The organism is Allobosea sp. LC85 (genome assembly GCF_000735605.1).
Taxonomy (GTDB): Bacteria; Pseudomonadota; Alphaproteobacteria; order Rhizobiales; family Beijerinckiaceae; genus Allobosea.
This window is the reverse complement of sequence record NZ_JPKG01000020.1, coordinates 76,053-100,620: the sequence shown is the minus strand read 5'-3', so window position 1 is coordinate 100,620 and position 24,568 is coordinate 76,053. Positions and strand designations below refer to the sequence as shown.

General features: G+C 65.8%; 26 protein-coding genes. 17 read left to right on the top strand and 9 right to left on the bottom strand.

From position 1 onward, the window contains the following. Window positions 1-118 precede the first annotated feature (118 nt). Together FG93_RS10500 and FG93_RS10495 are read right to left on the bottom strand one after the other, a co-directional pair. Window positions 119-1,849 carry an MFS transporter gene (locus tag FG93_RS10500; RefSeq protein ID WP_081881441.1) on the bottom strand — a complete coding sequence of 577 codons (1,731 nt, stop codon included), beginning with the start codon at window positions 1,847-1,849 and terminating at the stop codon, window positions 119-121. 59 nt (window positions 1,850-1,908) lie between these two features. Beyond that, the gene (locus FG93_RS10495) at window positions 1,909-2,805 is read right to left on the bottom strand and encodes a sulfite oxidase heme-binding subunit YedZ (RefSeq protein ID WP_244448560.1); all 897 of its coding nucleotides are present in this window, start codon (window positions 2,803-2,805) and stop codon (window positions 1,909-1,911) included. Between the two features lie 117 nt (window positions 2,806-2,922). Between FG93_RS10495 and FG93_RS10490 the strand changes: the two genes are divergently transcribed. The 3 genes from FG93_RS10490 (at window position 2,923) to FG93_RS10480 (ending at window position 5,954) form a co-directional block, all read left to right on the top strand. Then, window positions 2,923-3,537: an HAD family phosphatase gene (locus FG93_RS10490; protein WP_043234242.1), complete on the top strand. Its 615-nt coding sequence runs from the start codon at window positions 2,923-2,925 to the stop codon at window positions 3,535-3,537. Between the two features lie 54 nt (window positions 3,538-3,591). Continuing rightward, the gene (locus FG93_RS10485) at window positions 3,592-4,902 is read left to right on the top strand and encodes an MFS transporter (protein ID WP_043234240.1); all 1,311 of its coding nucleotides are present in this window, start codon (window positions 3,592-3,594) and stop codon (window positions 4,900-4,902) included. A 74-nt stretch (window positions 4,903-4,976) separates the two neighbouring features. Continuing rightward, complete coding sequence (locus FG93_RS10480) at window positions 4,977-5,954, top strand: endonuclease/exonuclease/phosphatase family protein (protein ID WP_043234236.1); 978 nt, start codon at window positions 4,977-4,979, stop codon at window positions 5,952-5,954. 21 nt (window positions 5,955-5,975) lie between these two features. Here FG93_RS10480 and lepA read toward each other — a convergent pair whose 3' ends face one another. Continuing rightward, window positions 5,976-7,781, bottom strand: a complete 1,806-nt coding sequence (gene lepA / locus FG93_RS10475) for a translation elongation factor 4 (RefSeq protein ID WP_043234234.1) — start codon at window positions 7,779-7,781, stop codon at window positions 5,976-5,978. A gap of 114 nt (window positions 7,782-7,895) precedes the next feature. Here lepA and FG93_RS10470 point away from each other — a divergent pair, with 114 nt between their 5' ends. Together FG93_RS10470 and FG93_RS10465 are read left to right on the top strand one after the other, a co-directional pair. Next, the gene (locus FG93_RS10470; RefSeq protein WP_043234233.1) at window positions 7,896-8,495 is read left to right on the top strand and encodes an XRE family transcriptional regulator; all 600 of its coding nucleotides are present in this window, start codon (window positions 7,896-7,898) and stop codon (window positions 8,493-8,495) included. Further along, window positions 8,492-9,031 (top strand): GNAT family N-acetyltransferase, encoded by a 540-nt coding sequence (locus FG93_RS10465; RefSeq protein ID WP_043234231.1) that lies wholly within the window; start codon window positions 8,492-8,494, stop codon window positions 9,029-9,031. The genes FG93_RS10470 and FG93_RS10465 overlap by 4 nt, the downstream gene beginning before the upstream one ends. Here the strand turns inward: FG93_RS10465 and FG93_RS10460 are convergent. Then, on the bottom strand, window positions 9,028-9,501 hold the full coding sequence (locus FG93_RS10460) for a MarR family winged helix-turn-helix transcriptional regulator (protein ID WP_043234230.1): 474 nt from the start codon (window positions 9,499-9,501) through the stop codon (window positions 9,028-9,030). The genes FG93_RS10465 and FG93_RS10460 overlap by 4 nt on opposite strands. A 91-nt stretch (window positions 9,502-9,592) precedes the next feature. On the opposite strand from FG93_RS10460, the gene FG93_RS10455 reads away from it, so the two are divergent. Next, window positions 9,593-10,102 (top strand): DUF1772 domain-containing protein, encoded by a 510-nt coding sequence (locus FG93_RS10455; protein ID WP_052513599.1) that lies wholly within the window; start codon window positions 9,593-9,595, stop codon window positions 10,100-10,102. Here the strand turns inward: FG93_RS10455 and FG93_RS10450 are convergent. After that, the gene (locus FG93_RS10450; protein ID WP_043234229.1) at window positions 10,084-10,326 is read right to left on the bottom strand and encodes a DUF3297 family protein; all 243 of its coding nucleotides are present in this window, start codon (window positions 10,324-10,326) and stop codon (window positions 10,084-10,086) included. The two genes, FG93_RS10455 and FG93_RS10450, sit on opposite strands and share 19 nt — an antisense overlap. Window positions 10,327-10,469: 143 nt before the next feature. Between FG93_RS10450 and FG93_RS10445 the strand changes: the two genes are divergently transcribed. Then, window positions 10,470-10,814 (top strand): cupin domain-containing protein, encoded by a 345-nt coding sequence (locus tag FG93_RS10445; RefSeq protein ID WP_043234275.1) that lies wholly within the window; start codon window positions 10,470-10,472, stop codon window positions 10,812-10,814. A gap of 1 nt (window position 10,815) precedes the next feature. On the opposite strand, the gene FG93_RS10440 is transcribed toward FG93_RS10445, so the two are convergent. Both FG93_RS10440 and hrcA read right to left on the bottom strand, forming a co-directional pair. Beyond that, window positions 10,816-11,478, bottom strand: a complete 663-nt coding sequence (locus FG93_RS10440) for an ankyrin repeat domain-containing protein (protein WP_152579384.1) — start codon at window positions 11,476-11,478, stop codon at window positions 10,816-10,818. Then, on the bottom strand, window positions 11,475-12,557 hold the full coding sequence (gene hrcA / locus FG93_RS10435; RefSeq protein ID WP_052513598.1) for a heat-inducible transcriptional repressor HrcA: 1,083 nt from the start codon (window positions 12,555-12,557) through the stop codon (window positions 11,475-11,477). The genes FG93_RS10440 and hrcA overlap by 4 nt, the downstream gene beginning before the upstream one ends. Before the next feature lie 142 nt (window positions 12,558-12,699). On the opposite strand from hrcA, the gene rph reads away from it, so the two are divergent. Genes rph through hemW form a run of 3 tightly spaced genes read left to right on the top strand, consistent with a single transcriptional unit; the run spans window position 12,700 to window position 15,265 of the window. Beyond that, on the top strand, window positions 12,700-13,416 hold the full coding sequence (gene rph, locus FG93_RS10430; protein ID WP_043234228.1) for a ribonuclease PH: 717 nt from the start codon (window positions 12,700-12,702) through the stop codon (window positions 13,414-13,416). Between the two features lie 2 nt (window positions 13,417-13,418). Next, entirely contained in the window at window positions 13,419-14,066 is a 648-nt protein-coding gene (gene rdgB / locus FG93_RS10425; RefSeq protein WP_043234227.1) for an RdgB/HAM1 family non-canonical purine NTP pyrophosphatase, read from the top strand. After that, window positions 14,063-15,265: a radical SAM family heme chaperone HemW gene (gene hemW, locus FG93_RS10420; RefSeq protein WP_244448559.1), complete on the top strand. Its 1,203-nt coding sequence runs from the start codon at window positions 14,063-14,065 to the stop codon at window positions 15,263-15,265. The genes rdgB and hemW overlap by 4 nt, the downstream gene beginning before the upstream one ends. 107 nt (window positions 15,266-15,372) lie before the next feature. On the opposite strand, the gene FG93_RS10415 is transcribed toward hemW, so the two are convergent. Continuing rightward, window positions 15,373-16,578, bottom strand: coding sequence for a penicillin-binding protein activator (locus FG93_RS10415; protein ID WP_043234225.1), 1,206 nt, complete (start codon window positions 16,576-16,578; stop codon window positions 15,373-15,375). A 194-nt stretch (window positions 16,579-16,772) separates the two neighbouring features. Between FG93_RS10415 and rsmI the strand changes: the two genes are divergently transcribed. From rsmI to gshB, 3 genes are all read left to right on the top strand, one after another. After that, on the top strand, window positions 16,773-17,708 hold the full coding sequence (gene rsmI / locus FG93_RS10410) for a 16S rRNA (cytidine(1402)-2'-O)-methyltransferase (protein ID WP_043234224.1): 936 nt from the start codon (window positions 16,773-16,775) through the stop codon (window positions 17,706-17,708). Further along, entirely contained in the window at window positions 17,705-18,085 is a 381-nt protein-coding gene (locus FG93_RS10405; RefSeq protein ID WP_043234218.1) for a YraN family protein, read from the top strand. The genes rsmI and FG93_RS10405 overlap by 4 nt, the downstream gene beginning before the upstream one ends. Window positions 18,086-18,155: 70 nt before the next feature. Continuing rightward, window positions 18,156-19,106, top strand: coding sequence for a glutathione synthase (gshB, locus tag FG93_RS10400; protein WP_043234215.1), 951 nt, complete (start codon window positions 18,156-18,158; stop codon window positions 19,104-19,106). Between the two features lie 92 nt (window positions 19,107-19,198). On the opposite strand, the gene FG93_RS10395 is transcribed toward gshB, so the two are convergent. Continuing rightward, on the bottom strand, window positions 19,199-19,987 hold the full coding sequence (locus FG93_RS10395) for a HesA/MoeB/ThiF family protein (RefSeq protein ID WP_043234214.1): 789 nt from the start codon (window positions 19,985-19,987) through the stop codon (window positions 19,199-19,201). Between the two features lie 160 nt (window positions 19,988-20,147). On the opposite strand from FG93_RS10395, the gene FG93_RS10390 reads away from it, so the two are divergent. The 4 genes from FG93_RS10390 (at window position 20,148) to FG93_RS10375 (ending at window position 24,568) form a co-directional block, all read left to right on the top strand. After that, window positions 20,148-21,149, top strand: a complete 1,002-nt coding sequence (locus tag FG93_RS10390) for a BMP family protein (RefSeq protein WP_043234213.1) — start codon at window positions 20,148-20,150, stop codon at window positions 21,147-21,149. A 61-nt stretch (window positions 21,150-21,210) separates the two neighbouring features. Beyond that, window positions 21,211-21,948 carry an MBL fold metallo-hydrolase gene (locus FG93_RS10385; RefSeq protein ID WP_043234212.1) on the top strand — a complete coding sequence of 246 codons (738 nt, stop codon included), beginning with the start codon at window positions 21,211-21,213 and terminating at the stop codon, window positions 21,946-21,948. After that, the gene (locus FG93_RS10380; RefSeq protein ID WP_043234211.1) at window positions 21,945-23,471 is read left to right on the top strand and encodes an ABC transporter ATP-binding protein; all 1,527 of its coding nucleotides are present in this window, start codon (window positions 21,945-21,947) and stop codon (window positions 23,469-23,471) included. The genes FG93_RS10385 and FG93_RS10380 overlap by 4 nt, the downstream gene beginning before the upstream one ends. Continuing rightward, a complete protein-coding gene (locus FG93_RS10375; RefSeq protein WP_043234210.1) occupies window positions 23,468-24,568 on the top strand; it encodes an ABC transporter permease in 1,101 nt (366 codons plus the stop codon). The genes FG93_RS10380 and FG93_RS10375 overlap by 4 nt, the downstream gene beginning before the upstream one ends.

Genomic DNA, 24,568 nt, shown 5'->3' with positions numbered 1-24,568 from the left:
TCAGGCTCGCCCAGCGACGCATCAAGCCAGCGCACGTCATCGCATGGTCGCTCTGGCGAAGAGCCCATCAAGCCATCGCTCAGCAAGCTCACGTTAAATCAAAAAGGCAACTGTAATGCTAGCTGATCCGGGGATCAGTCGTGGGGGTCGCCGCATCCTGCACCGGTTGTGGCTGGACGAAGGGTAGAGAGCCGGTCTGCCGTTCGATGACGCGGTGCACCACGGGCGGGTTCGGCCCCTGATGCAGGGCCCGTACACGATCACCGATCATGGCATCGGCCTGGGTGACGCGCTGGTTCTGGCGGATATATTCGACCCAGGTCGGGCTGTCGTAACGCTCGATCCAGAGACGCGGATCGGTCAGATCGCGCAGCAGTGTCCAATGCCTTGCACCGTCGCGGCGGCGGATGCGGCGGCGCTCCGCCATCACATTGAGGAAGGGGACGATATCCTCCTCGCGAATGATGTACTCGATGGTGACGATGATCGGACCGCTGCGCGGCTCGATATCGACCGCCACCTTCGGAACCTGCCAGCGGCTGAGCGGGTCGAGATTGAGCTGCTCGAGCGGCGGCAGCGCATAGCGCAGGCCAAGCGCTGCTCCGGCAAGCAGAACCGCCCCTGCACAGTACAGGGCGCGGTCGGTGCCGAAATGCAGGGCGATAGAGCCCCAGACCCAGCTGCCGAAGGCCATCCCACCGAAGGTCGCCATCTGATAGAGCGCAAGCGCCCGACCGACGACCCAGCGCGGTGCCGAGAGCTGCACGGTCGCGTTGAAGGTCGAGAGTGCCAGGACCCAGCTCGCTCCGGCGACGAGCAGGGCGGCCATCGTCGTCACGGTATAGACGCTCAGCCCCGCAAGGATGACCGCCGCCGCGAAGGCGGCAAAGGAGGCGCGCACCAGCGTCTCCGTCGTGAGCGTGCGGCGCACCCGCGCGCTCAGCAGAGCGCCGCCGACCGCTCCTGCTCCGAAAGCGCCGAGCAGCAGGCCGAAGGTCAGGGGCCCACCCTTGACGAGATCGCGCGCCACCAGCGGCAGCAGCGCCTGAACCGCGATGGCACCGAATCCGAAGGCCGCACCGCGCAGCAGCACCGAGCGGATATTTGGCGACATCGCGACATAGCGGATGCCGGCGCTCATCGCGATGCCGAGCGTTTCGCGTGGCAGCACGCGCTCGATCTTTGGCGGGTTCCAGCGCGCCAGCACGGTGACGAGCCCGACATAGCTCAGCGCATTCACCGTGAAGGAGGCGACGACGCCTGCGGCAGCGACGATGAAGCCGCCCAGCGCAGGACCGACGCTGCGGGCGATGTTGAACCCGACGCTGTTCAGCGTGATCGCGGCCGGCAGGTCGCGACGCGGCACCATCTCGCCAACCGAGGATTGCCAGGCCGGTCCGTTCAAGGCCGTGCCGCAGCCGAGCAGAAAGGTCAGGCTGAGCAGCAGCCAGGGCGTGATCACACCGAACCAGGCTGAAACGGCGAGCGCGACGGAGACTGTGAACATGAAGCCCTGCGCCGTCAGCATGATCTTGCGCCGGTCGAAATTGTCGGAGATCGCTCCGGCCGCCAGCGAGAACATCATGATCGGCAAGGTCGTCGAAGCCTGAACCAGCGCAACCATGTCGGCGGAACTGGCGATCGAGGTCATCAGCCACGCCGCGCCGACCGACTGGATCATGCCGCCGAAATTGGAGGCAAGGCTCGCGAACCAGACAGCCCGGAAAATCGGCTGGCGCAGAGGCACGAAAGGCGAAGACAGACCGTCGTCGACCGCCCCGCCCCCCGTCGCGGCAACATCGGCTGCGGCTACGTCGGCGGTGGGTTGGGCATTCGGGTCGTCAGGCATGCCATAGGGTTAGAGCCTCACCCGCGGGCTGCCAACCATCAGTTTGGAATGATCTGCTCTCAGGCCCCCGTTTGCGCGGAAAGCCCTTCCCTGCGGCGCGCACGCCGGTCCGTCTGTCGCGTTTCAGGCGCGCGCCAGTAATGAGCGAAGGCGACGAGAAGCCCCGCCAGCGCGACCCAATGCCCGGGCCTCAGGGTGTCGATATCACCGTAGACGACGACATCGGCATTGGCCTGGAACACCAACCAGGCAGAGGCACCGGTAGCCAACGCATACCAGGCCGTTTCGCAGAGCGCGGTCAGAAGGCCGGCTGCAAGCGCCGTCAGGACCAGCCGGGGCGTATCGAGCGTCACTCCGAATCGCGGCAGCACTCGGTAAAGCATCAGCAGGCCGAAGAGCCCGGCCATCAGCGCGGGCTGGGTGACGTCGATCTTCGCCTGCAGGGCAAAGTGCAGCAGCCCCAGCGCAGCGATGGCGTAGACGAGGTTATGCAGCTGTTGCCAGCGGGCGGAACCCAGCCGGCGGATCATGCCGTCCGTCGAGGTTACACCGAGTGCGGCCAGCCCGGTCAGCGCAGTGATGCCGACGACGAGATAGAAGCGCTTGACGATTTCGGAGACGATCAGCCCGGCGTCAAATCCGAGATCGATGCAGTAAAGCGCGAGATGGGCGAGCGCATAGGCGAGCACGGCGAGGCCCAGCATGCGGCGGATGCCGATGAGCTTGCTCCAGTCGAGAATCCGGCGCAGCGGCGTGACGGCAAGCGTGACCAGCAACAGCCTGATTGCCCAGGTGCCGCTATCATGCACCGCCCGCGTCCAGGGCTTCGAGCCGAGCTGGCCGGTCCAGGCATCAAAGGCGAGCCAGAGCGCCGGCACCAGCAGCAGCGCGAACGTTGCAGCGCGCAGCCCCGAGAAGCGCCCCTGCCGGTCCAGCCATGGCAACCATGCCTTCATGCCGATCTCCACCATCGCATGTCCCGAATACGCGAGAGGCCTTGCCTCTGTCTCGCACGTCTGCACACAAGGACGTGAGCCTTCTGCGATCCACCTCGTATTCAGAACGGACCGGCTATGCCTTCGACCAGCCCCACCGTCGTTTTCGATGTCGGCAACGTCCTGATCCGTTGGGATCCACGCCATCTCTACCGCCAGTTGATCCCTGACGAAGCACGCATGGACTGGTTCATGCAGAATGTCTGTACCTCCGCCTGGAACGTCGAGCAGGATCGCGGCCGACCCTGGGCGGAAGCCGTCGCCGAACTGGTCTCGGCTCATCCGGAATGGGAGCGCGAGATCAAGGCCTTCGACGAATGCTGGCACGAGACGGTGTCCGGCGAGATCGCGGAGAGCGTCACGATCCTCTCGGACCTGAAGGCCAAGGGTGAAAAGGTCTATGCGATCACCAATTTCTCACGCGAGAAATGGGACGAGAGCGTCGCCCGTTTCCCTTTCCTCGGCTCCTTCGATGGCGTCGTGGTCTCGGCACATGAGCGGTTGATCAAGCCGGACCCCGCGATCTACCACGTGCTGCTGGAGCGCTACGGCCTTGTCGCGGATTCCTGCATCTTCATCGACGACAGCGCCAAGAACGTTGAGGGCGCCCGTCATGTCGGCATGCAGGCCGTGCATTTCGTCGAACCGATCGACCTGCGCGCGGCCTTGCGTGGTCTCGGCGTCCGGATCTAGCGCCGAATCCGCCACGAACGGCCCGAAGGCGCCTCGAAGAAAGTTCGCCATGCCATGAGCATTCCTGTCGAGAGCGTCCTGGCCACCGCCGGCACCGGCCCATTCCAGCGCCGGCTGCTCGGCATCTTCGGTCTCGTCTGGGCAGCCGATGCCATGCAGGTGCTGGCGGTCGGCTTCACCGCCGGCTCGATCGCTGCGACCTTCGGGCTCAGCGTGCCGCAGGCCCTGCAGACCGGAACGCTGTTCTTCCTCGGCATGTTGATCGGCGCCGCGCTGTTTGGCCGCATGGCCGACCGCTATGGCCGCCGCCGCGTGCTCCTGATCACGGTTGCCTGCGATGCGGTGTTCGGGCTGCTTTCGGTCTTCGCCCCGTCCTTCGCAGTCCTTCTCGCGCTGCGCTTCCTGACCGGGGTCGCGGTCGGCGGCACGTTGCCCGTCGATTATGCGATGATGGCGGAGTTCCTGCCGCCAAAGAACCGCGGGCGTTGGCTGGTCATGCTCGAAGGATTCTGGGCGGTCGGCACGATTGCGGTAGCCCTGGCCGCGTGGGCAGCAAGCATCGCCGGGATCGCTGACGCCTGGCGCTGGATTTTTGCCGCGACCGGGCTACCCGCGCTGATCGGCATCTGGCTGCGCTTCTGGGTCCCGGAATCACCCCTGTACCTGCTGAAGGAAGGGCGAGGTGACGATGCCAAGCGCGTGCTCAACCAGATGCTGCGCGCCAACGGGAAGGCCGAGCTCTCGTCCGATTTGGCGATCATCCTGCCCCAGGCGACAAGGTCCTCCGGCCTGCTCGCGCCCGATCTGCGTCGGCGCACCCTGCTGATCCTCGGAATCTGGTTCCTGGTCTCGGTGTCCTATTACGGCGTCTTCACCTGGATGCCGGCCAAGCTCGCAGGCGAGGGCTTCGGCTTCGTCCGTGGCTATGGATTCCTCGTCATCGTCGCGCTGGCGCAGGTGCCTGGCTATGCGCTGGCCGCCTATGGCGTCGAAACATGGGGTCGGCGACCGACCCTGATCGGCTTCCTGCTGCTCAGCGCGGCAGGCTGCGCCCTGTTTGTCGGCGCAGGCAGCACAACCGTGATCGGCGCGTCGATCCTGCTGATGAGCTTTGCACTGCTCGGCACCTGGGGTGCGCTCTATGCCTTCACTCCCGAACTCTACCCGACCGAATTGCGCGGCACGGGCATGGGGGTTGCCGGCGCCATGGCGCGGCTCGGCGGCCTGCTCGCGCCATCGGCGGTGGCGCTCGTGATTGCGCAGAGTTTTGCCACCGCGATTGCCCTGTTTGCAGCATTGTTGCTGGTTGCAGCCACGGCGGCGTTCCTGATCAATGCGGAAACGCGGCAGGCCGCGCTCGCGTGAAGGAAGCACTGTTCCAGCCCAGCGCCATAGCCACCTGATCGGTCCTAATCCGATTCAGCCATTCGGGACCTGACATGGAAGCTGAGATCAGCGCGTCCGTTGCCGACCGTAGTGACAGCCGTGTCAGAAATTCCGGAAAGTTGGCAATTGCCGCAATCCTGATCCTGGGCGCTTTAATCATCTTTGCGGCAACCGCGCTGGGTCTTGCAGCTCCCTTCTATCCCTATCTCGACATCATCAACCACTTCCGGCTTCCCATTCTGTTGTCCACCGGTGGCCTCTTCATCGTGGCGTGGTTCGCGCGGATTCGATCCCTAACGGTTCCGGTCGCCATTATCGCCGGTATCAATATGGTTCTGGCGGCGGCGCCACTCGCATACTTGCCCAGTTCAGCGCCTCAAGCGTCTCTTCGGATTGCAACGTTCAATGTTTGGGTCGGCAACAAGGACCTCGAAGGCGTCCTGGACTTCATCAAGCAGTCCGGTGCCGATATCGTTGTCCTGCAAGAAGTCGACGCACGCTTGGAAGCCCAACTGGTTCCTGCCCTGCTGACGATTTACCCGTCGGTGACGTCCTGCGCTCGCCGGAACTGCGGGCTGGTTCTGCTGTCCAAAACTCCAAGTCTCAAGGCCGGATACTCGGACCGAACACGGCATGAACCACCCCTTATCTGGGCCACCTTCAGCTCAGCTCGTGGGAAGGCGTTTACTGTGACAGGATTGCACCTTGCCTATCCGTTCCAGCCAGACTGGCAGGTTTCGCAGGCACGGTTTCTGGGCGAGCGCTTCCGCAATGTAACTGGCACGCAGATACTGGTGGGCGATTTCAATCTCACGCCGTTTTCGTGGAAACTCAACCGATTGATCGCGGAAACGGAGCTCCGACGTCATGCGACCTTCGGCGCCACCTGGCCCTCACACAAGTTCGCGCCGCTGGTCCTACTGGACAACCTGCTCGCAACGCCTGACGTAAAGTCGGCTGCGGCGTCATATGGGCGGAGCGGATATGGCTCCGACCACCGCCCTATGATCTTTGATGTTGCCTTCGATTAGCGGTCGCCTACCGCGGGTTGCTCAGCTGTCCATCTTCAGCGCGGCGATGAAGGCTTCCTGCGGGATTTCGACCTTGCCGAACTGCCGCATCTTCTTCTTGCCTTCCTTCTGCTTCTCCAGAAGCTTGCGCTTGCGGGTGGCGTCGCCGCCATAGCACTTGGCAGTCACGTCCTTGCGCAGCGCCCGGATGGTCTCGCGGGCGATGATCTTGCCGCCGATTGCAGCCTGGATCGGAATCTGGAACATGTGCGGCGGGATCAGCTCCTTGAGCTTCTCGCACATGGCGCGGCCGCGGGCCTCCGCGCGCGTGCGGTGGACCAGCATCGAGAGCGCATCCACCGGTTCGGCATTGACCAGGATCGACATGCGCACGAGATCGCCCTCGCGATAGTCGGTGATGGCGTAATCGAAGGAGGCATAGCCCTTCGAGATCGATTTCAAGCGATCATAGAAGTCGAACACCACCTCGTTCAGGGGCAGGTCATAGACGACCTTGGCCCGCGAGCCGACATAGCTCAGGTCGATCTGCAGGCCGCGCCGGTCCTGGCAGAGCTTCAGCACGGAGCCGAGATACTCGTCCGGCGTGAAGATGGTGGCGCGGATCCAGGGCTCCTCGATCGCCTCGATCTTCATCACATCCGGCATGTCCGCCGGGTTGTGGAGCTCGAGCGTCGTCCCGTCCCGCAGCCTGAGATGATAGACCACGGACGGCGCGGTCGAGATCAGGTTGAGGTTGAATTCGCGCTCGAGCCGCTCCTGGATGATCTCGAGATGCAGCAGCCCGAGGAAGCCGCAGCGGAAGCCGAAGCCAAGCGCCGCCGAGGTCTCCATCTCGTAGGAGAACGAGGCATCGTTCAGGCGCAGCTTCGACATCGCCGAGCGCAGCACTTCGAAATCGGCGGCATCGACCGGGAAAATGCCGCAGAACACCACTGGCTGCACCGGCTTGAAGCCTGGCAGCGGCTCGGCGACCGGCTTGCGATCGTCTGTGATCGTATCGCCGACGGCGGTGTCGGCGACTTCCTTGATCGAGGCGGTGAAGAAGCCGACCTCGCCAGGGCCGAGTTCCTTCACTTCCAGCATCTTCGGCTTGAACACGCCGACACGGTCGACGCCATAGGCAGCGTTGGCCCGCATCATGCGGATGGTCATGCCCTTCTTGAGCACGCCGTCGATGATGCGCACGAGCACGACGACGCCGAGATAGGCATCGTACCAGGAATCGACCAGCAGCGCCTTCAGCGGCGCTTCGAGATCCCCCTTCGGCGCCGGCAATTTTTGGACGATCGCTTCCAGCACGCCTTCGATGTTGAGCCCGGTCTTGGCCGAGATCGGCACGGCTTCCGAGGCATCGAGCCCGATCACGTCCTCGATCTGCTGCTTGATGCGCTCGGGCTCGGCTGCCGGCAGGTCGATCTTGTTGAGGACCGTGACGATCTCGTGGTTGGCGTCGAGCGCCTGATAGACGTTGGCGAGTGTCTGCGCCTCGACGCCCTGGGAGGCGTCGACGACCAGCAGCGAGCCTTCGCAGGCAGCCAGAGAGCGCGACACCTCATAGGCGAAGTCGACATGGCCGGGCGTGTCCATCAGGTTGAGGATGTAATCCTTGCCGTCTTGGGCACGGTAATCGAGCCGGACGGTCTGCGCTTTGATGGTGATGCCGCGCTCCTTCTCGATATCCATCGAGTCGAGGATCTGCTCGCTCATGTCGCGGGCCGCGACCGTGCCGGTCTGCTGGATCAGCCGGTCGGCAAGGGTCGACTTGCCGTGGTCGATATGGGCCACAATCGAGAAATTGCGGATGTTGTCGAAACTGCGCGTGCTCATGGGCGCGCAATAGCAGTGAAGCCGCACGGGGCCAAGGGTTTGTGGCAGGCGCCTTGCTTCTCTACAGCACGACAGGCGCTTGACATTCTACTATATTAGATTTTCTCTACTAACATGGAACATCCTCCCGAGAGAGACATCGACAAGCGCCTCGCGACGCGCCTGAAGTCAGCGCGCCAACGGCGCGATCTGACGCTCGACGTGCTAGCCGAGCGCACCGGCGTCAGCCGCGCGATGATCTCGCGAATCGAACGGGGCGAATCGAGCCCGACCGCGGCCTTGCTCGACCGGCTGACGGCCGGGCTCGGCGTGACCTTGTCGTCGCTGTTCCATGAGGAGCGCCATGCCGGCCCGGTCGCGCGCCTGGCCGATCAGCCGGTCTGGCCCGACCCCGGCAGCGGCTATGTGCGGCGCAATGTCTCGCCGCCGGGCACCGGCTCGCCGGTCGAAATCGTCGACGTGACGCTGCCACCTGGAGCACGCGTGCTGCTCGATGGACCGCGCATGCTGCACCGCCTCGACCAGCAGGTCTGGCTGCTCGCCGGAGAGCTCGAGCTCAGCTTTGCCGGCGGGAGCCATCAGCTGCGGACCGGCGACTGCATCCACATGCTGCTCGACGGGCCGATCACCTATCACAATCCCGGCCCGGAGCCGGCCCGCTATGCCGTCGTGCTGATGACGGCAGACGGCCTATCCCAGGAAAAGTCACGATGACGACGCATCTCGTAGAAACGCCCTCGATCACGCGTCTCGATGCCGCTGGTGCGCGCAAGGCCATCCCCGCGCTCACCGGCATCCTTCGGGATTCCGTCGCGAGCGGTGCTTCGGTCGGTTTCATGGCGGAGAACACCGAGTCCGATTTCGAGGCCTATTGGACAGGTGTCGCTGTCGGCGTCGAAGCAGGACAAATCCTGCTTCTGGTCGCGCGGCAGGGCGACGAGATGGTCGGCACCGCGCAGGTTCACCCCGCAGGCAAGCCGAACCAGCCGCACCGCGCCGATATCGCCAAAGTGCTGGTGCATTCCTCCGCACGCCGGCAGGGCATCGGCGAAGCGCTGATGCTGGCAGCGGAGGCCGAGGCGTTGAAGGCCGGACGGACGCTGCTCTGCCTCGACACTGACGAAGCCGGCCCGGCGCGCCGGCTCTACAATCGGCTGGGCTGGACCGAGATCGGTACGATTCCGCGCTATGCGCTGATGCCCGATGGCAGCGATTGCGGCTCGACCTTTTTCTTCAAGTCGCTCGCCTAATCCATCAGATTGGGCCTGACCGGCAGATCGGGCTGGGCGGGTTCGCCGGAGAGTGAGGAAATGATGCGCCGCATGCCGGCGAGCAGACGCTCCGCCTCGTCCTCCGGGAAGCCGGCCAGCGCCCGCCGGTTGACCTGCCGTGCCTCCGCAATGGCAGCCTCCTCCAGTTCCCGGGCCCGCGCTGTGAGATGAATGATGCGGGCGCGGGCATCGACCGCATCGGGCCTGCGTTCGATCAGACCGTCCCGCTCCATGCGCGCAAGCGTGCTGGCCATCGTCGCCTGCTCGACATCCAGCCGTTCGACCAGATGCTTCTGGGTCACGCCGTCTTCACGCCAGAGTTCGAGCAGGACCATGAACTGTGCGGGCGCAAGCCCGAGCGGCCGGATGGCATCGGCCAGTGCCTTGGCGAAAAGCCGCGCCATGTGGTTGGCGAGATAGCCGGCGGAATGGGTCTTGAAGGTCGTCACGATCGCATCCCCCTTGCCAGGGCCCGAATATCAGTTGAACAGCATGCTATGCAATGATATATAGCATGCTGTTCAAAATCGGGAGGTGACGATGCCCCAAGGGACCGACCTCATTCCGCAAACCGCGTTCGCCCGGAGCATCGGGCCGATCACATTGGCCCTGGCAGCGCTGTTCAGCGGCGCGGCGATCTACATCCTCACCGCCGAACAGCCGGCACGACTGTCGCTCGACGACGGGGCGCTCCTGCGGCAATGGCAGGCGGCCATCGGTCCGGCGACACGGATGCAGGCGACGCTGGTCGTGATCACGACGCTCTGTGCCGGCCTGTCCTGGCGCTCCGCCCGCCATCCCGCCTGGCTGATCGGCATGCTCGCGATCCTGGCCAATCTGCCATTCACGCTGCTGGTCATCGCACCGATCAACGCGGAACTGCAGGCCATGGCCGCGGCGCAAGCCAGCGCCGCGAGCCGCACTCTGATTCAGCGTTGGGGCGAGCTTCACGCCATTCGCGCCGGGCTCGGACTGTTCGCCGTCCTCTGCTTCGGCTGGGCACTATCGCAGCGGCCGTCAAGCCCCGCGCCTTACTCCGCGTTGCGATAGTAAGGCTCGACCGGTCCCTTGAGCGTAATCGTCATCGGCCGGCCGAAGCGGTCCTTGGCGGCGCCCGCCGCGACCTTGATCCAGCCCTCGCTGACGCAATACTCCTCGACATTGGTCTTCTCGGTGCCCTTGAACCGGATGCCGATATCCTTCGCCAGCACCTCGGCGTCGTAAAAGGGGCTGTCCGGGTTGACGGAGAGACGGTCGGGGAGCGTGTCGGTCATGTCTTTGGCCTTGTGGTCTGGAGCGCACCTGGGTCGCTTTGGCGGCAGAGGTAACGCCAGAATGCGTCGATGCCAAATCGGGATGCTTGAGCAGCCTTCCGGCCAGTGCGAAATTCGTGACCAGCGAGGCCATGGAGCGCGACATGACGGGCCATCTGATCGAGCGAAAGACCTGGGCCGGGGACCCCGAGCATTGGCGCGGAGAGTTGCAGGGATACCCGTTTGACGCGGGAGTCTCGTTGATCTTCGTCAGCGCCGAAGCAGGCGACGGCCCGCGCCTTCATTCCCACCCCTATGCCGAGACCTTCATCATTCGCGCCGGACGCGGCCTGTACACGATCGGCGACAGGACCATCGAGGCAGAAGCCGGCCAGATCCTCGTCGTTCCCGCCGGTGTACCGCACAAGTTCAACAGCCTTGGCCCAGGACGGCTCGAGGCGATCGACATTCACGCCAGCGAGCGGTTCATCACCGACTGGCTGGAATAGTTCAGCGGCCGCCGGCCTTCTCGATCAACGCCGCAACGGCCCGCTGCCCGCGCTGACGGGCATGGGCGAGCGGCGAGACACCATCCTTGTCGGCAAGACTGGGATCGGCGCCGGCATCGAGCACAAGTTTTGCAACCTCCTGATGCCGCGTCCCGCCATCGCCCAGGATCACGATCTCGAGCAGGCAGGTCCAGCCGAGATCGTTGACATGGTTCAGATCGATGCCGCTGGTCAGGAGCAGCTTGACCGTCTCGACATGGGCGCGCTCGCAGGCCGGGATCAAGGCGTTGCCGCCATAGCGGTTGCGGATCGTGAGATCGGGCTTCAGCGGTATCATCGCAGCGACGATCTCGGCGCGACCAGCGGCGCCGGCGAGCAGCCAGGGCGTATCGCGGTTGGCCGCCTGCGCGTTGATATTGGCGCCCGCCGCGAGCAGCGCCTTGGCGACCGCGATATGGTTGCCGGCCACGGCGAGCAGCAGCGGCGAGCGCCCCTGCGCATCGCGAATATCGAGATCGGCTCCGGCCGCGATCAGTCGGGATACCTCGGCAGCCCTGCCGCCAGCAGCCGCATCGAGGAGGCTCGCCCGTCCATCTTGTGCCAAAGCCGACATCGCAAAAACTCCAAGCACCAGAATCAGGCCGGTGCGCAAGAAGCGCTTCACCGCGCACCATCCAGAAGTCGCCCGACGACCTTGGCGGTGTAATCCACCATCGGCACGATGCGGGCATAGTTCAGCCGTGTCGGGCCAATAATGCCGACGACGCCGACGATGCGCTGCTCGGCATCGTGAAAGGGTGCGGCGATCATCGAGGAGCCGGACATCGAGAACAGCTTGTTCTCGGAGCCGATGAAGATGCGCACGCCGTCGCCGGCCTCGGCGCGGGACAACAGGTCGATCACGTCGGTCTGCGTCTCGAGATCCCCGAAGAGCAGGCGGATGCGCTCGAGATCCTCCTGTGCCTTGAGATCCTCCAGCAGATTGGCCTGGCCGCGCACGATCAGATGGCGATCGCTGCTCGGGCCAGAGGCGGTGGCGATGCCGCTCTCGACAAGCTTCGCCGTCAACGCATCGAGTTCGCGCTCCATGGTGACGCGATCGTCGGCGATCTCTCGGCGCAGGTCGCTCAGGGTCTTGCCGAGGACACGGGCGTTGAGAAAATTCGCAGCCTCCGTCAGGGCCGATGCCGGCAGGCCCGGCGGCAGGGCGAGCAAGCGGTTCTCGACCGTGCCGTCCTCCGCCACGAGCACGACAAGCGCGCGGGCCGGCTCCAGCCGGACAAACTCGATATGCTTCAGGCGGGAATTGGCCTTGGTGGTGACGACAACGCCGGCACCGCGCGACAGACCGGACAGCAGTGCAGACGCCTCGGTCAGCGCACCGTCCAATGTCCGCGTCGAGGCCGCCGCCCGCATCTGCGCCTCGATGCGCGCGCGTTCTTCGGAGGTCAGGTTGCCGACTTCCATCATGGCGTCGACGAAGAAGCGCAGTCCGCGCTCCGTCGGCAGCCGCCCGGCCGAGGTATGCGGCGCGTAGATCAACCCGGCCATTTCGAGGTCGGTCATGACATTGCGCACGGTTGCCGGCGACAGCGACACCGGCAGCAGCCGCGCGATATTGCGCGAGCCGACAGGTTCGCCGGTCGCGAGATAGCCGTCGACGATCTGCCGAAAAATCTCACGGGAGCGTTGGTCGGTCTCGACCAGCCCGCCAGGGCTGTCCTGCCGCGTGGGCGCGCTCATTGCGAGGCGAGTGTCAGGTTGCACATGGGCCATTGTCCCTTCGGCGCGGCAGCGGATCAAGAGGCAAGCGCGGGCGGCTTGCCTTGCCGCGCCCGGCCCAAACGCCTACAAGCCGCCGAACTCACGAAATCGGGATGTGAACATGCGACCCTCCAAACGCGCGGCCGACGAGATGCGCAAGGTCACGCTGGAACGCGGCGTGGTGCGCTATGCGGAAGGTTCCTGCATGGTCAGCTTCGGTGAGACCAAGGTGCTCTGCGCCGCAACGGTCGAGGAGAAGGGTCCCCCCTGGCTGCGCGGCACCGGCAAGGGCTGGGTCACGGCCGAGTACTCGATGCTCCCGCGTGCGACGCATGAACGCACGCGCCGCGAGGTGACCTCCGGGAAGCCGTCCGGCCGCACGCAGGAAATCCAGCGGCTGGTCGGGCGGTCGCTTCGCGCGGTCGTCGACCTGACCGCCATCGGCGAGCGCCAGATCGTGGTCGATTGCGACGTGCTCCAGGCCGATGGTGGCACGCGCACGGCCTCGATCACCGGCGCCTGGGTCGCACTGCACGACGCGCTGAAATGGATGGAGGGGCGCGGCATGCTCAAGGGATCGAACCCGCTCAAGGACCATGTCGCCGCGATTTCCTGCGGTATCGTCGCTGGCAATCCGGTCATCGATCTCGACTATGTCGAGGATTCCGGCGCGCAGACCGACGCGAACTTCGTCATCACCGGAACAGGCGGCCTCGTCGAGGTGCAGGGCACCGCCGAAGGCGCCCCCTTCTCGGAGGATGAGCTGATGGCCCTGCTCCGGCTCGCCAAGGGGGGGGTCGGCAAGCTGGTGGCGCTGCAGAAGGCGACCGTGGCCTGACCATGAGCGGACATCGGCTTCTCCAGGGCAAGGTCGTCATCGCGACCCATAATCAGGGCAAGCTACGCGAAATGCGCGAGCTGATGGCGCCCTATGGCGTCGATTTGGTCTCGGCCGGTGAACTCGGCCTGCCCGAGCCCGAGGAGAATGGCCACATGTTCTCGGAGAATGCCGCGATCAAGGCGGTCGCCTCCGCCAAAGCGAGCGGCCTGCCGGCGATTGCCGATGATTCCGGCCTGTGCATCGATGCGCTCGATGGTGCGCCGGGCCTGTTCTCCGCCAACTGGGCCGGACCGGGCAAGAATTTTGCCCCGGCTCTCGCCCGCGTTCAGGCCGAGCTCGCCAAGCGTGGCGCAACGACCTCCGACAAGCGTCGGGGTCATTTCGTCTCGGCCCTGGTCATCGCCTGGCCGGACGGACACCAGGAGCTGTTCGAAGGCCGCGTCTACGGCGAGATCGTCCATGAGCCGCGCGGTCTTTCAGGCTTCGGCTATGATCCGATCTTCAAGCCGGACGGCCGCGCCAAGACCTTTGGAGAGATGACCTCCGACGAAAAGCACGGCGTGCCGGCGGACGGTTCGGAGGCGCTGTCGCATCGCGCCCGCGCCTTTCAGCATCTCGCCGCCGCCTGCCTGAGGCAGCCCCAGTGAACGCGCCGGCCGCCATCGCCGAGCGACAGGCGGTCCCGCCGCATCCGACCGCGGGGGCCGGTTTCGCGGTCTATGTGCATTGGCCGTTCTGCCTGGCCAAATGCCCCTATTGCGACTTCAACTCGCATGTGCGGCATACGCCGCCCGACCAGCCGCGCTTCATCGAGGCCTTCAAGCGCGAGATCGCGCACCGCGCTCAGCTCGCGCCCGGACGCACCGTCTCCTCGATCTTCTTCGGCGGCGGCACGCCTTCGCTGATGGAGGGCCGCACGGTCGGCGCGATCCTCGACGCGATCGGCGGCGCCTGGGCGGTCGACCCGAACTGCGAAGTCTCGCTCGAAGCAAACCCAACCAGCGTAGAGGCCGGGCGCTTCCAGGATTTCCGCACCGCCGGGGTCAATCGCGTCTCGCTCGGCGTGCAGGCGTTGAACGACGCCGACCTCAAGGCGCTCGGCCGGATGCACTCGACACAGGAAGCGCTCGATGCGGTGGCGATCGCGCGGCGCTATTTCGAACGCTACTCCTTCGACCTGATCTATGCTCGCTCCGTCGAGCAGACCCCCGCGCTCTGGCGCGAGGAGCTCGAGCTCGCAATCAGTCATGCCGCCGAGCACCTCTCGCTCTACCAGCTCACCATCGAGCCCGACACCGCCTTCGCGGCGCTGTTCAAGGCCGGCAAGTTGAAGGTGCCCGACTATGAAGTCGGCGCTGCGCTCTACGAGACGACGCAGGAGATCACGGCGAAGCACGGCCTGCCGGTCTACGAGATCTCCAACCATGCCAGGCCCGGCGCCGAATGCCGGCACAATCTCGTGTACTGGCGCTATGGCGAATATGCCGGCATTGGCCCGGGTGCGCATGGAAGGCTCGTCACATCGGACGGCCGGATGGCGCAATCGACCGAGAAACGGCCGGAAGTCTGGCTCGAGCGCGTCGAGGCCGGGGGGCATGCGCTGGTCGAGAACGAGAGCCTGAACGCCGAGGCGCAAGGCGACGAATATCTGCTGATGGGCCTGCGGCTGGTCGAGGGCATCGACCCGGTCACGTTCAGGGCGCTTTCAGGCCGCGAACTGAAGTCTGCCCGCGTCGACAGCCTGATGAAGGAGGGCCTGCTGACACGCAAGCCCGGCGGCAAGCTCGCCGCGACGCCGGACGGGGCGCTGGTCCTGGACGCGCTGGTGGCGGATCTGGCGGCTTAAATCTGTCGCCGCCCTTGCCCGGCCTTGCGCCGGGCACCACGTGCCGCATCTGTTTCTGAGAGTCCGGGATCTGCGGGTTGCAGCGCCCGGGATCGGGCGCGGATTTGTTACGTCCTCGGCCCAAGGTCGCGCGGCGCGGCGTTGACGGTCACGATCTGGCCATTGCGCAGTTCGAGAACCGCAAGACCGCGCTCGATCTGACCATCCGGCCGGAAACGGAAGACACCGTCCGCGCCGGCAAAGCCCTGCGGGTTGGTCAGGACCGACTCGGAGAAGCGCTGGCTTCCTTGGGTCCGCGCCAAAGCCGCCGCCAGCGAGACCGCATCATAGGCAAGTGTCGCGGTGCGGGTCGGCGCGCTGTTGAAACGCTGCTGATAGCGGCCGGCGAAGGCATTGAAGCCGGCCGTGTCGGGCGATGCGAACCAGCCACCCTGGATCGCCGGCACGCGCGCGACGCTGGCATCGTTCCAGACACCTGTACCGAGAGGTTTCACCTTGGCCGGATCGAACCCGGCCTGCTGAAGGGCAAGACCGAGTGCCGGCATGCTGTCGGCGGCGGCCGGCACGAAGAGCGCGTCCGCCTGCTGCAGGGCCGGCACGAGGCGCTGGACTGCAGCGCGCATGCTGTTCTGGTCGGAGCCGAAACGCTCGATGATGACGGCCCGTGCCCCACGATTGGCAACGGCCTGCTGGAACGCGGCTTCGACAACCTTGCCATAGGCGGTATCCGGAACCAGCGCGGCAAAGGATTTGCGCCCTTGCGACGAGGCGTAGGCGATGACGCGGTTGACGTCGTTCTCAGGCGGGAAGGAGAGCAGATAGACACCGCGCGAGGCGACATTGTTATCGCTGGAGAAAGCCATGATGGGGCGGTTCGCGCCCCGCGCCACCTGGGCAGCCGCCTGCACAGAGGGTGCGAAAAGCGGTCCGATGATCAGTTCAGCACCTTCCCGCAGCGCTTCCTGGGCCGCGGCCTGCGCCCCTTCCGGTGACCCGCGATCATCCTTGACCAGCAACGTGAGGTCGGCGCCCGGAAATTCGGCAAGCGCCATCTCGGCAGCGTTCTTCAGGGAGTTGCCGACGATCGCGCCCTGCCCTTCCGCAGTCAGCGGCAGCACAAGGCCGACCTTGACCTTGCCGGTGCCAATGGTCTGGCCGGTCGATGCCTCGCCGCCCAGAGCCGTCGGGCCACTGTCGAAGCCGGGCAGCCCGGACGTGCCACCGCTGCAGGCCGCGAGCCCAAGCGAGACACCAAGGGCCAGAGCCGCCAGACGCAGCCTCGAGACCGGAAGGGGGAGCCGTTGAAGCCGCACGGGATCATCTCCAGTCGAGAACGGGGAACGCGGTCATTGCGACCGTATCCAGCTTGCAGTCCCCCGACCGTGGAGAACTCCTGCCAGTGCGACATGGTATTTTCAAGTTGTTAACTCTGTCTTGCCGCATTTGAAACGAGGCGCAGCCGCGTGCGGCCGTGGCATAAGGGCGGCGGCTGTGGCAGCTTGCGGACATGTCCGCTCCGTCCTCCGCCCCACCTGCCTCCGCCCCGCCTGCATCTCAGCGCGCACCCAGCTACACGGCCTTCGGGCTTCGCGCCGAAGCGGAGATGCTGGCGCCCGGCCTGCACATCGTCGCAACCCCGATCGGCAATCTGCGCGACATCTCGTTTCGCGCCCTGGCAACGCTCGCGGCGGCCGATGCCGTGCTCGCCGAAGACACGCGCACCAGCAAGACGCTGCTGGCGCATTACGGAATCTCGACACCGCTCCTGCCCTATCACGAGCACAATGCTGCGCAGATGCGGCCGAAGATCCTGGCCAAGCTGCGAGAGGGCGGACGGCTTGCCCTGATCTCCGACGCCGGCACGCCGCTGGTGTCGGACCCCGGTTACAAGCTGGTCGCCGATGTCGTCGCCGAAGGACTGCCGGTCACCGGCATTCCGGGCCCCTCGGCCGTGCTCGCAGCGCTGGTGCTCGCCGGCCTGCCGACGGACCGCTTCTTCTTCGAAGGTTTCCTGCCGCCGAAATCGGCCGCGCGGCGCGGGCGGCTGACCGAGTTGGCGGTCATTCCCGGGACGCTCGTCTTCTTCGAATCACCACGCCGTCTCGCCGAGATGCTTGCCGATGCCGGCGCCGTGCTGGGCGCAAGGCCGGCCGCGGTTGCACGCGAACTGACCAAGTTCCACGAAACCGTGCAACGCGGAACGCTTGTCGAACTCGCCGCCCATTATGGCGAGGAGGAAGAAGCACGCGGCGAGATCGTGGTGATCATCGGTCCACCCGGAGCCGAGGCCCTGCTTCCGGCGGGAGATGTTATCGATGAGCGCCTGCGCGAGGCCATGGCGCGGCTCTCGCTCAAGGAGGCCGTCGCGCAGGTCGCCGCCGAGACGGGGCAGCCACGCCGCAAGGTCTATGCGCGCGCCCTCGAGCTGACCCGCGAGCCTTGAGAGCCAGGGCCCGCAGCCAGAAGGCGAGACGAGCCGGAACGACCGGCCAGCGCGGTGAGTTGCTGGCCATCCTCTGGCTCGCGGCCAAGGGTTACCGGCCGCTCGGCCGGCGCTTCGGCGGCAAAGGCGGCGAGATCGACCTCATCGTGAAGCGCGGACGCACCATCGCCTTCGTCGAGGTCAAGGCCCGGGGCCTGCTCGACGATGCGCTGACCGCGATCACGCCCGAGAAACGCCGGCTGATCGAGGCCCGCATCCGGCAATGGCTCTCGCGCAATGCCTGGGCGATGGACCATCATTTGCGAGCCGATGCCGTCTTCCTCGCGCCCTGGCGTCGACCGCGCCATGTGCCGGGCGCCTTCGAGCTGATCCTGTGACGCGCAGCCTGCCCCTTGCACAGGCATGGGGCCTGGGCCGATATGAGGCCGCGCAACAGGAACCGTGCCCATGACCCTTGCCGTCGCCATCCAGATGGACCCCATCGAACGCGTCAGGATCGCCGGCGATACCGGCTTCGCCCTGATGCTGGAGGCGCAGCGGCGCGGACACAGGCTCTACACCTATACGCCGGACAAGCTTTCGCTGCGGGACGGCAAGGTCACCGCGCCGATCCGGCCGGTCGAGGTACGCGATATCGAGGGAGACCATTTCACCCTCGGTGCCGAGGAGCGCACCGATCTCTCGACGCTCGATGTCGTGCTGCTCCGGCAGGACCCGCCCTTCGACATGGCCTACATCACCTCCACGCACATGCTGGAGCGCATCCATCCGAAGACGCTGGTGGTCAACGATCCCGCGCAGGTGCGCAACGCGCCCGAAAAGATCCTCGTCACGCATTTCCCCGAACTGATGCCGCCGACCCTGATCACCCGCGACAAGGCCGAGATCGAGGCCTTTCGCGAGGAGTTCGGCGAGATCGTGATGAAGCCGCTTTACGGCCATGGCGGCGCGACCGTGTTCAAGACCGGCAAGGGCGACCCCAATTTCGGCTCGCTCTTCGATCTCTTCTCCGGAATCTTCAAGGAGGCCTGGGTGGTCCAGCGCTTCATGAAGGAGGTCAGCGCCGGCGACAAACGCATCCTGCTGGTGGACGGCAAGGCGGCAGGCGCGGTCAATCGCGTCCCGGCCGATGGTGACCTGCGCGCCAACATGGTGCGTGGCGGCGCCGCCGCCCCGACCGACCTCTCCAAGCGCGAGCTCGAGATCTGCGAGGCGATTGGTCCGACGCTGCGCGAGCGGGGCCTGATCCTGGTCGGCATCGACGTGATCGGCGGCAACCTGACCGAGATCAACGTCACGGCGCCGACGGGCGTGCGCGCGGTCAAGAAGCTGGGCGGGCCGGATATCGCCGCCCAGGTCTGGGACGCAATCGAGACAAAGGTCGGCAGCAGGGGCTAAGAGGTCCCGCCATTGCGCTGAGCGAGCTTCAGGGCGAAGCGAACCGGTCTTTCGGCCTGCCGGAATGACAGTGGAGCAATGGCGCCGGAGGCTCAGGCGCTCCTGGCGATCGCCGTCCCGTTCAACGGGTTGGCGGCATCCCAGTCGTAGCGCATCGTATCGAAGCGCATCGTCATCGCGTCGACGAGCAGGAGCTTGCCGACCAGCGGCTCACCGAAGCCGGTGATTGCGCGAATCACCTCCAGCGCCATCAGCGAGCCCATCACGCCGGCGAGTGCGCCGAGCACACCGGCCTCGGCACAGGGCGCCACCGTGCCGGGCGGTGGTGGATTGGGGAAAAGGCAGCGATAGGTCGGGTTCGGCCGCCCGTCCGGCCGTTTCTCATGCGGGCGCAGCGTGGTCAGCGACCCATCGAAGCGGCCGAGGGCTGCGGTGACGAGCGGCTTCTTCTCGTGGAAGCAGGCGTCTGCAACGGCGTAACGCGTCTCGAAATTGTCGGTGCCGTCGGCAACCACGTCGTAGAAGGCGACCATGGCGCGGGCGTTATGCGAATCGATGCGGGTGACATGCTCCTCGACCGCGACATGCGGGTTGAGCCGCTTGATGAAGCCGGCCGCCGCCACCGCCTTGTTCGCACCGAGGTCGGCGCTGCTGAAGATCGTCTGGCGCTGCAGGTTCGAGAGCGAGACATGGTCGGCGTCGACGATGCCGATCATGCCGACACCGGCAGCGGCGAGATACTGAATCAGCGGCGCACCAAGTCCGCCGGCGCCGATCACGAGCACGCTGGTCGACTTGAGTTTGGCCTGCCCCGGACCGCCGATCTCCGGCAGCACCAGATGGCGCGCATAGCGTTCGATCTCGTCACCGTGCAGGCTCATGCATCAGAGTTAAGCCGAACCGCCGGATTGGGCAATCGTGGCGATGGCGGGGCGGGGGGAAATGGCCTGCTGACCGGCTTGGCCGGGCGAGGAAGCCGTGCCATCGTGCGCGCAGGCAGGGGCGGAAAAACCGCGCCGCGCGTTCACAGGGGAAGCACATATGCGGGTCAGATCTCTTGCGCTGGCGCTAGCGGGCGTCGCCTTTTCGGCTCTCGCCGCCATGGCGCAGACCGCAATCAAGCCGGCCGTCGTCTATGACAAGGGCGGCAAATTCGACAAGTCCTTCAACGAGGCCGCCTTCATCGGCGCCGAGAAGTTCAAGAAGGAAACCGGTGTCGAGTTCCGCGATTTCGAGCCGACCAACGAGGCGCAGATCGAGCAGGCACTGCGGCGCTTCGCGCGCGACGGCCATTCTCCGATCATCGCGGTGGGCTTCAGCCAGGCGACCGCCCTGCAAAAGGTGGCAGCCGAATTCCCCGACCTGAAATTCACGATCATCGACATGGTCGTCGACCTGCCGAACGTGCAGTCGGTCGTGTTCAAGGAGCATGAGGGCTCCTATCTCGTGGGCCTGCTCGCCGGCATGGCATCGAAGAGCGGCAAGGTCGGCTTCGTCGGCGGCATGGACATCCCGCTGATCCGCAAATTCGCCTGCGGCTATGTCCAGGGCGTCAAGGCGGCGAAGAAGGATGCCGAGGTCTTCCAGAACATGACGGGCTCGACGCCCTCCGCCTGGAACGACCCTGTGAAGGGCGGCGAGCTTGCCAAGTCGCAGATCGACCGCGGCGCCGACGTGATCTACCACGCGGCCGGCGGCACCGGCATCGGCGTGCTGCGCGCTGCGGCGGATGCCGGCAAGCTCGGCATCGGCGTCGATTCCAACCAGAACGCCCTGCAGCCGGGCAAGGTGCTGACCTCGATGCTGAAGCGCGTCGATGTCGCGACCTACGCCTCCTTCAAGGCAGCCCGCGAGGGCAGCTGGAAGCCGGGCATTTCCGTGCTCGGGCTGAAGGAAGACGGCGTCGCCTGGGCGCTCGACGACGCCAACCGGGCCTTGATCACACCCGAGATGAAGACTGCGACCGACAAGGCGCGTGACGACATCATCGCCGGCACGGTGAAGGTCCACGACTACATGTCGGACTCTAAGTGCACGATGTGAGGAACGGACGCATGCCGCCCTCTCCCTCTCGGGGAGGGCGGCGCTTCGGGGCCGTATCCGGATGAAGATCACCATCCTTGGCTCCGGCGACGCCTTCGGATCCGGCGGGCGTTTCAACACCTGCCTGCTGGTCGAGGCTGCCGGCGCGCGCATGCTGCTCGACTGCGGCTCGTCGAGCATGGTCGCGCTGAACAAGGCGGACATCGCGCGCAACCCGATCTCGACCCTGCTGTTCACGCATTTCCACGGCGACCATTTCGGCGCGCTGCCGGCCTTCCTCCTCGATGCGCAATTTGTCTCGCGTCGGAGCGAGCCTCTGACCATTGCAGGGCCGGCCGGTATCGAGCACCGAGCGCTGCACGCGCTGGAGGCCGATTTCCCCGGCGCCTCGGCCAACCCCTGGCGCTTCCCGATCCGTTTCGTCGAGGTGACGCCGGAAGCGCCGACGACGCTGGCCGGATTCGCAATCACCGCCTTCCCGATGGTGCATGACGAGCGCGCCGGCCCCTGCCAGGCCTATCGACTGGCACGCGACGGCAAGGTCTTTGCTTTCTCCGGCGATACGGCCTGGAACGATGCGCTGATCCCCTTGGCGGCTGGTGCCGATGTGCTGCTTGTCGAATGCTACAATTACGATCGGCCGCTGGCCAACCATCTCGACTACAAGACGCTCGCGGCACGGCGCGGCGATCTCGCGACCCCGCGCATCGTGCTGACCCATATGGGTCCGGGCATGCTTGCTCATGACGGCCCGCTGCCGGATGAGCGGGCCCATGACGGCATGGTGATCGTGCCATGAGTGCCCCCGCCATCGAATTGATCGCGATCAGCAAGCGGTTCGGCCCGGTCCAAGCAAACAAGGACGTCTCGCTTGCCATCACCGCCGGCTCGATCCACGGCATCGTCGGCGAGAACGGAGCCGGCAAATCGACGCTGATGTCGATCCTCTACGGTTTCTATGAAGCCGATTCCGGCGAGATCAGGGTCGCCGGCCGGCCCTTGCGGATTCGCAGGCCGGCGGATGCGATCACGGCCGGCATCGGCATGGTCCATCAGCATTTCATGCTGGTGGAGCCGCTCAGCGTCGTCGAGAACGTCGTGCTCGGCGCGGAAGGCGGCAAGCTTCTCAAGGGCGGGATCGCCAGGGCACGGACCGAGCTTGCGCGCCTCTCCCGGGATTACGGTCTCGCCATCGACCCGGACGCCATCGTGGGCGATCTCTCCGTCGGCTTTCAGCAGCGCGTCGAGATCCTGAAGGCGCTCTACCGCGGCGCCGACATCCTGATCCTCGACGAACCCACCGCCGTGCTGACGCCGTCGGAAGCCGACCAGCTCTTTGCGCTGCTGAGATCGCTGAAGGCGCAGGGCAAGACGGTGATCCTGATCACCCACAAATTGCGCGAGATCATGGACGTGACCGACACCGTCTCGGTGATGCGGCGGGGGGAAATGGTTACGCATGTCGAAACCATCCGGACCTCGCCTCCCGAACTTGCCGAGGCGATGGTCGGACGGCGCGTGCTGCTTCGGGTGGAGAAGACGGCGCATCGGCGCGGGGCACCCGTTCTGGAGGCCGCCGGCCTCGGCTTCTGCGACGAGCGTGGCTGCGAGAAGCTCAGCGATGTCAGCCTGACGCTGCATGCCGGCGAGATCGTCGGCATCGCCGGAGTCGCCGGCAATGGCCAGAGCGAGCTGCTCGAGGTGCTTGCCGGCCTGCTCCAGCCGTCGCGCGGCGTCATCAGGCTCGACGGTCAGATCCTCGGCGCCGGCGACCGCACGCCCGCCAATCTGCGCGAACTCGGGCTGATGCATATCCCCGAGGACCGGCACAGGATGGGACTGGTCACCGCCTTTCCCGCGGCCGAGAACAGCATCCTCGGCTATCAGGACGACCCGGCCTTCGGATCAGGCCCCTTCCTCTCGGCAGCCAGGATCGCGGCGCACGCGCTCGCCGGCATGACGGCCTATGACGTGCGCCCGTCGGACCCGACCCTGAAGGCCGCAAAATTCTCGGGCGGCAATCAGCAGAAGATCGTGCTTGCCCGCGAGATCGAGCGCGCACCCAGGGTCCTGTTGGTCGGCCAGCCGACGCGCGGCGTCGATATCGGTGCGATCGAGTTCATTCATCGCCGCCTGATCGCGCTGCGCGATGCCGGCGTGGCGATCCTGCTCGTTTCGGTCGAGCTCGAGGAGGTGATGGCGTTGTCCGACCGGATCCTGGCCATGTGCGGCGGCCGGATCACCGGCGAGCGAGCTGCCGAGGCCACCAATGAGCGCGATCTCGGCCTGCTGATGGCCGGTGTGAACCAGGAAGCCGCATGAGCGCCACGCCGATCGACTTGCCTCGCTGGGCCGATGCCGGGCTGGTTCCGCTAGTCAGCGTCACGGCGGCGCTCCTCGTCGCCGGACTGGTGGTGCTTGGCATTGGCGAGAGCCCATTGGAAGCCACGGCCCTGCTGCTGAAAGGGGCTCTCGGCAGCATCGAAGGATTGGGCTTCACGCTCTACTACACCACCAATTTCATCTTCACGGGCCTTGCCGTCGCCGTCGCCTTCCATGCCGGACTGTTCAACATCGGCGGCGAGGGGCAGGCGACCATCGCCGGCATCTTCCTCGCGCTGGCCTGCCTCTGGCTCGCGCCCTTGCCCGGCATCCTGCTGGTGCCGCTCGCCATCCTGGCGGGAGCAGCAGGGGGTGCACTTTATGGTTTCATCCCCGGCTGGCTGCAGGCGACGCGCGGCAGCCATGTCGTCATCACCACGATCATGTTCAATTTCCTGGCGGCGACATTGAGCGTCTATCTGCTCGTCAATGTGATGGGGAAACCCGGCTCGATGCAGGCCGAGACGCCGGAATTCGCCGGGAACGCCGTGCTGACGCCGATGCACCAGCTGCTCGCGCCACTCGGAATCAGGCTACCGGCGACCCCTCTCAACACGGCCTTCCTGCTCGCGCTTGCCGCGCTCGTCGCAATCTGGGCGCTGATCTATCGCTCGCGCCTCGGTTACGCGATCCGCACCGTCGGCGCCAATCCGCGTGCCGCCGCCTATGCCGGCATTTCGCCTGCCCGCATGACCATGGTTGCGATGGCGCTCTCCGGCGCCCTGGCCGGCGGGCTCGCCGTCAACGAAGCGATGGGAGTGCAACATCGCCTCCTGATCGACTTCACGGCCGGCTACGGCTTCGTCGGTATCGCGGTCGGGTTGATGGGGCGCGGGCACCCGATCGGCGTCGCGCTCTCCGCCTTCCTGTTTGGCGTGCTCTATCAGGGTGGAGCCGAACTCTCCTTCGACAAGCCGACCATCACCCGCGACATGGTCGTGGTCATCGGCGGCGTGGTCATCCTCTTTGCCGGGGCGCTCGACGGGCTCTTTCGCAAGCTCGTCGCGAGCGCCCTTCGACTCGGCCGGGTGGCCTAG

What these genes read in the sequence shown, in the direction of transcription:
- FG93_RS10500 (WP_081881441.1), bottom strand. Translation starts at nt 1,849, where the DNA reads ATGCCTGACGACCCGAATGCCCAACCCACCGCCGACGTAGCCGCAGCC.
- FG93_RS10495 (WP_244448560.1), bottom strand. Translation starts at nt 2,805, where the DNA reads ATGAAGGCATGGTTGCCATGGCTGGACCGGCAGGGGCGCTTCTCGGGG.
- FG93_RS10490 (WP_043234242.1), top strand. Translation starts at nt 2,923, where the DNA reads ATGCCTTCGACCAGCCCCACCGTCGTTTTCGATGTCGGCAACGTCCTG.
- FG93_RS10485 (WP_043234240.1), top strand. Translation starts at nt 3,592, where the DNA reads ATGAGCATTCCTGTCGAGAGCGTCCTGGCCACCGCCGGCACCGGCCCA.
- FG93_RS10480 (WP_043234236.1), top strand. Translation starts at nt 4,977, where the DNA reads ATGGAAGCTGAGATCAGCGCGTCCGTTGCCGACCGTAGTGACAGCCGT.
- lepA (WP_043234234.1), bottom strand. Translation starts at nt 7,781, where the DNA reads ATGAGCACGCGCAGTTTCGACAACATCCGCAATTTCTCGATTGTGGCC.
- FG93_RS10470 (WP_043234233.1), top strand. Translation starts at nt 7,896, where the DNA reads ATGGAACATCCTCCCGAGAGAGACATCGACAAGCGCCTCGCGACGCGC.
- FG93_RS10465 (WP_043234231.1), top strand. Translation starts at nt 8,492, where the DNA reads ATGACGACGCATCTCGTAGAAACGCCCTCGATCACGCGTCTCGATGCC.
- FG93_RS10455 (WP_052513599.1), top strand. Translation starts at nt 9,593, where the DNA reads ATGCCCCAAGGGACCGACCTCATTCCGCAAACCGCGTTCGCCCGGAGC.
- FG93_RS10450 (WP_043234229.1), bottom strand. Translation starts at nt 10,326, where the DNA reads ATGACCGACACGCTCCCCGACCGTCTCTCCGTCAACCCGGACAGCCCC.
- FG93_RS10445 (WP_043234275.1), top strand. Translation starts at nt 10,470, where the DNA reads ATGACGGGCCATCTGATCGAGCGAAAGACCTGGGCCGGGGACCCCGAG.
- hrcA (WP_052513598.1), bottom strand. Translation starts at nt 12,557, where the DNA reads ATGAGCGCGCCCACGCGGCAGGACAGCCCTGGCGGGCTGGTCGAGACC.
- rph (WP_043234228.1), top strand. Translation starts at nt 12,700, where the DNA reads ATGCGACCCTCCAAACGCGCGGCCGACGAGATGCGCAAGGTCACGCTG.
- rdgB (WP_043234227.1), top strand. Translation starts at nt 13,419, where the DNA reads ATGAGCGGACATCGGCTTCTCCAGGGCAAGGTCGTCATCGCGACCCAT.
- rsmI (WP_043234224.1), top strand. Translation starts at nt 16,773, where the DNA reads ATGTCCGCTCCGTCCTCCGCCCCACCTGCCTCCGCCCCGCCTGCATCT.
- gshB (WP_043234215.1), top strand. Translation starts at nt 18,156, where the DNA reads ATGACCCTTGCCGTCGCCATCCAGATGGACCCCATCGAACGCGTCAGG.
- FG93_RS10395 (WP_043234214.1), bottom strand. Translation starts at nt 19,987, where the DNA reads ATGAGCCTGCACGGTGACGAGATCGAACGCTATGCGCGCCATCTGGTG.
- FG93_RS10390 (WP_043234213.1), top strand. Translation starts at nt 20,148, where the DNA reads ATGCGGGTCAGATCTCTTGCGCTGGCGCTAGCGGGCGTCGCCTTTTCG.
- FG93_RS10385 (WP_043234212.1), top strand. Translation starts at nt 21,211, where the DNA reads ATGAAGATCACCATCCTTGGCTCCGGCGACGCCTTCGGATCCGGCGGG.
- FG93_RS10380 (WP_043234211.1), top strand. Translation starts at nt 21,945, where the DNA reads ATGAGTGCCCCCGCCATCGAATTGATCGCGATCAGCAAGCGGTTCGGC.
- FG93_RS10375 (WP_043234210.1), top strand. Translation starts at nt 23,468, where the DNA reads ATGAGCGCCACGCCGATCGACTTGCCTCGCTGGGCCGATGCCGGGCTG.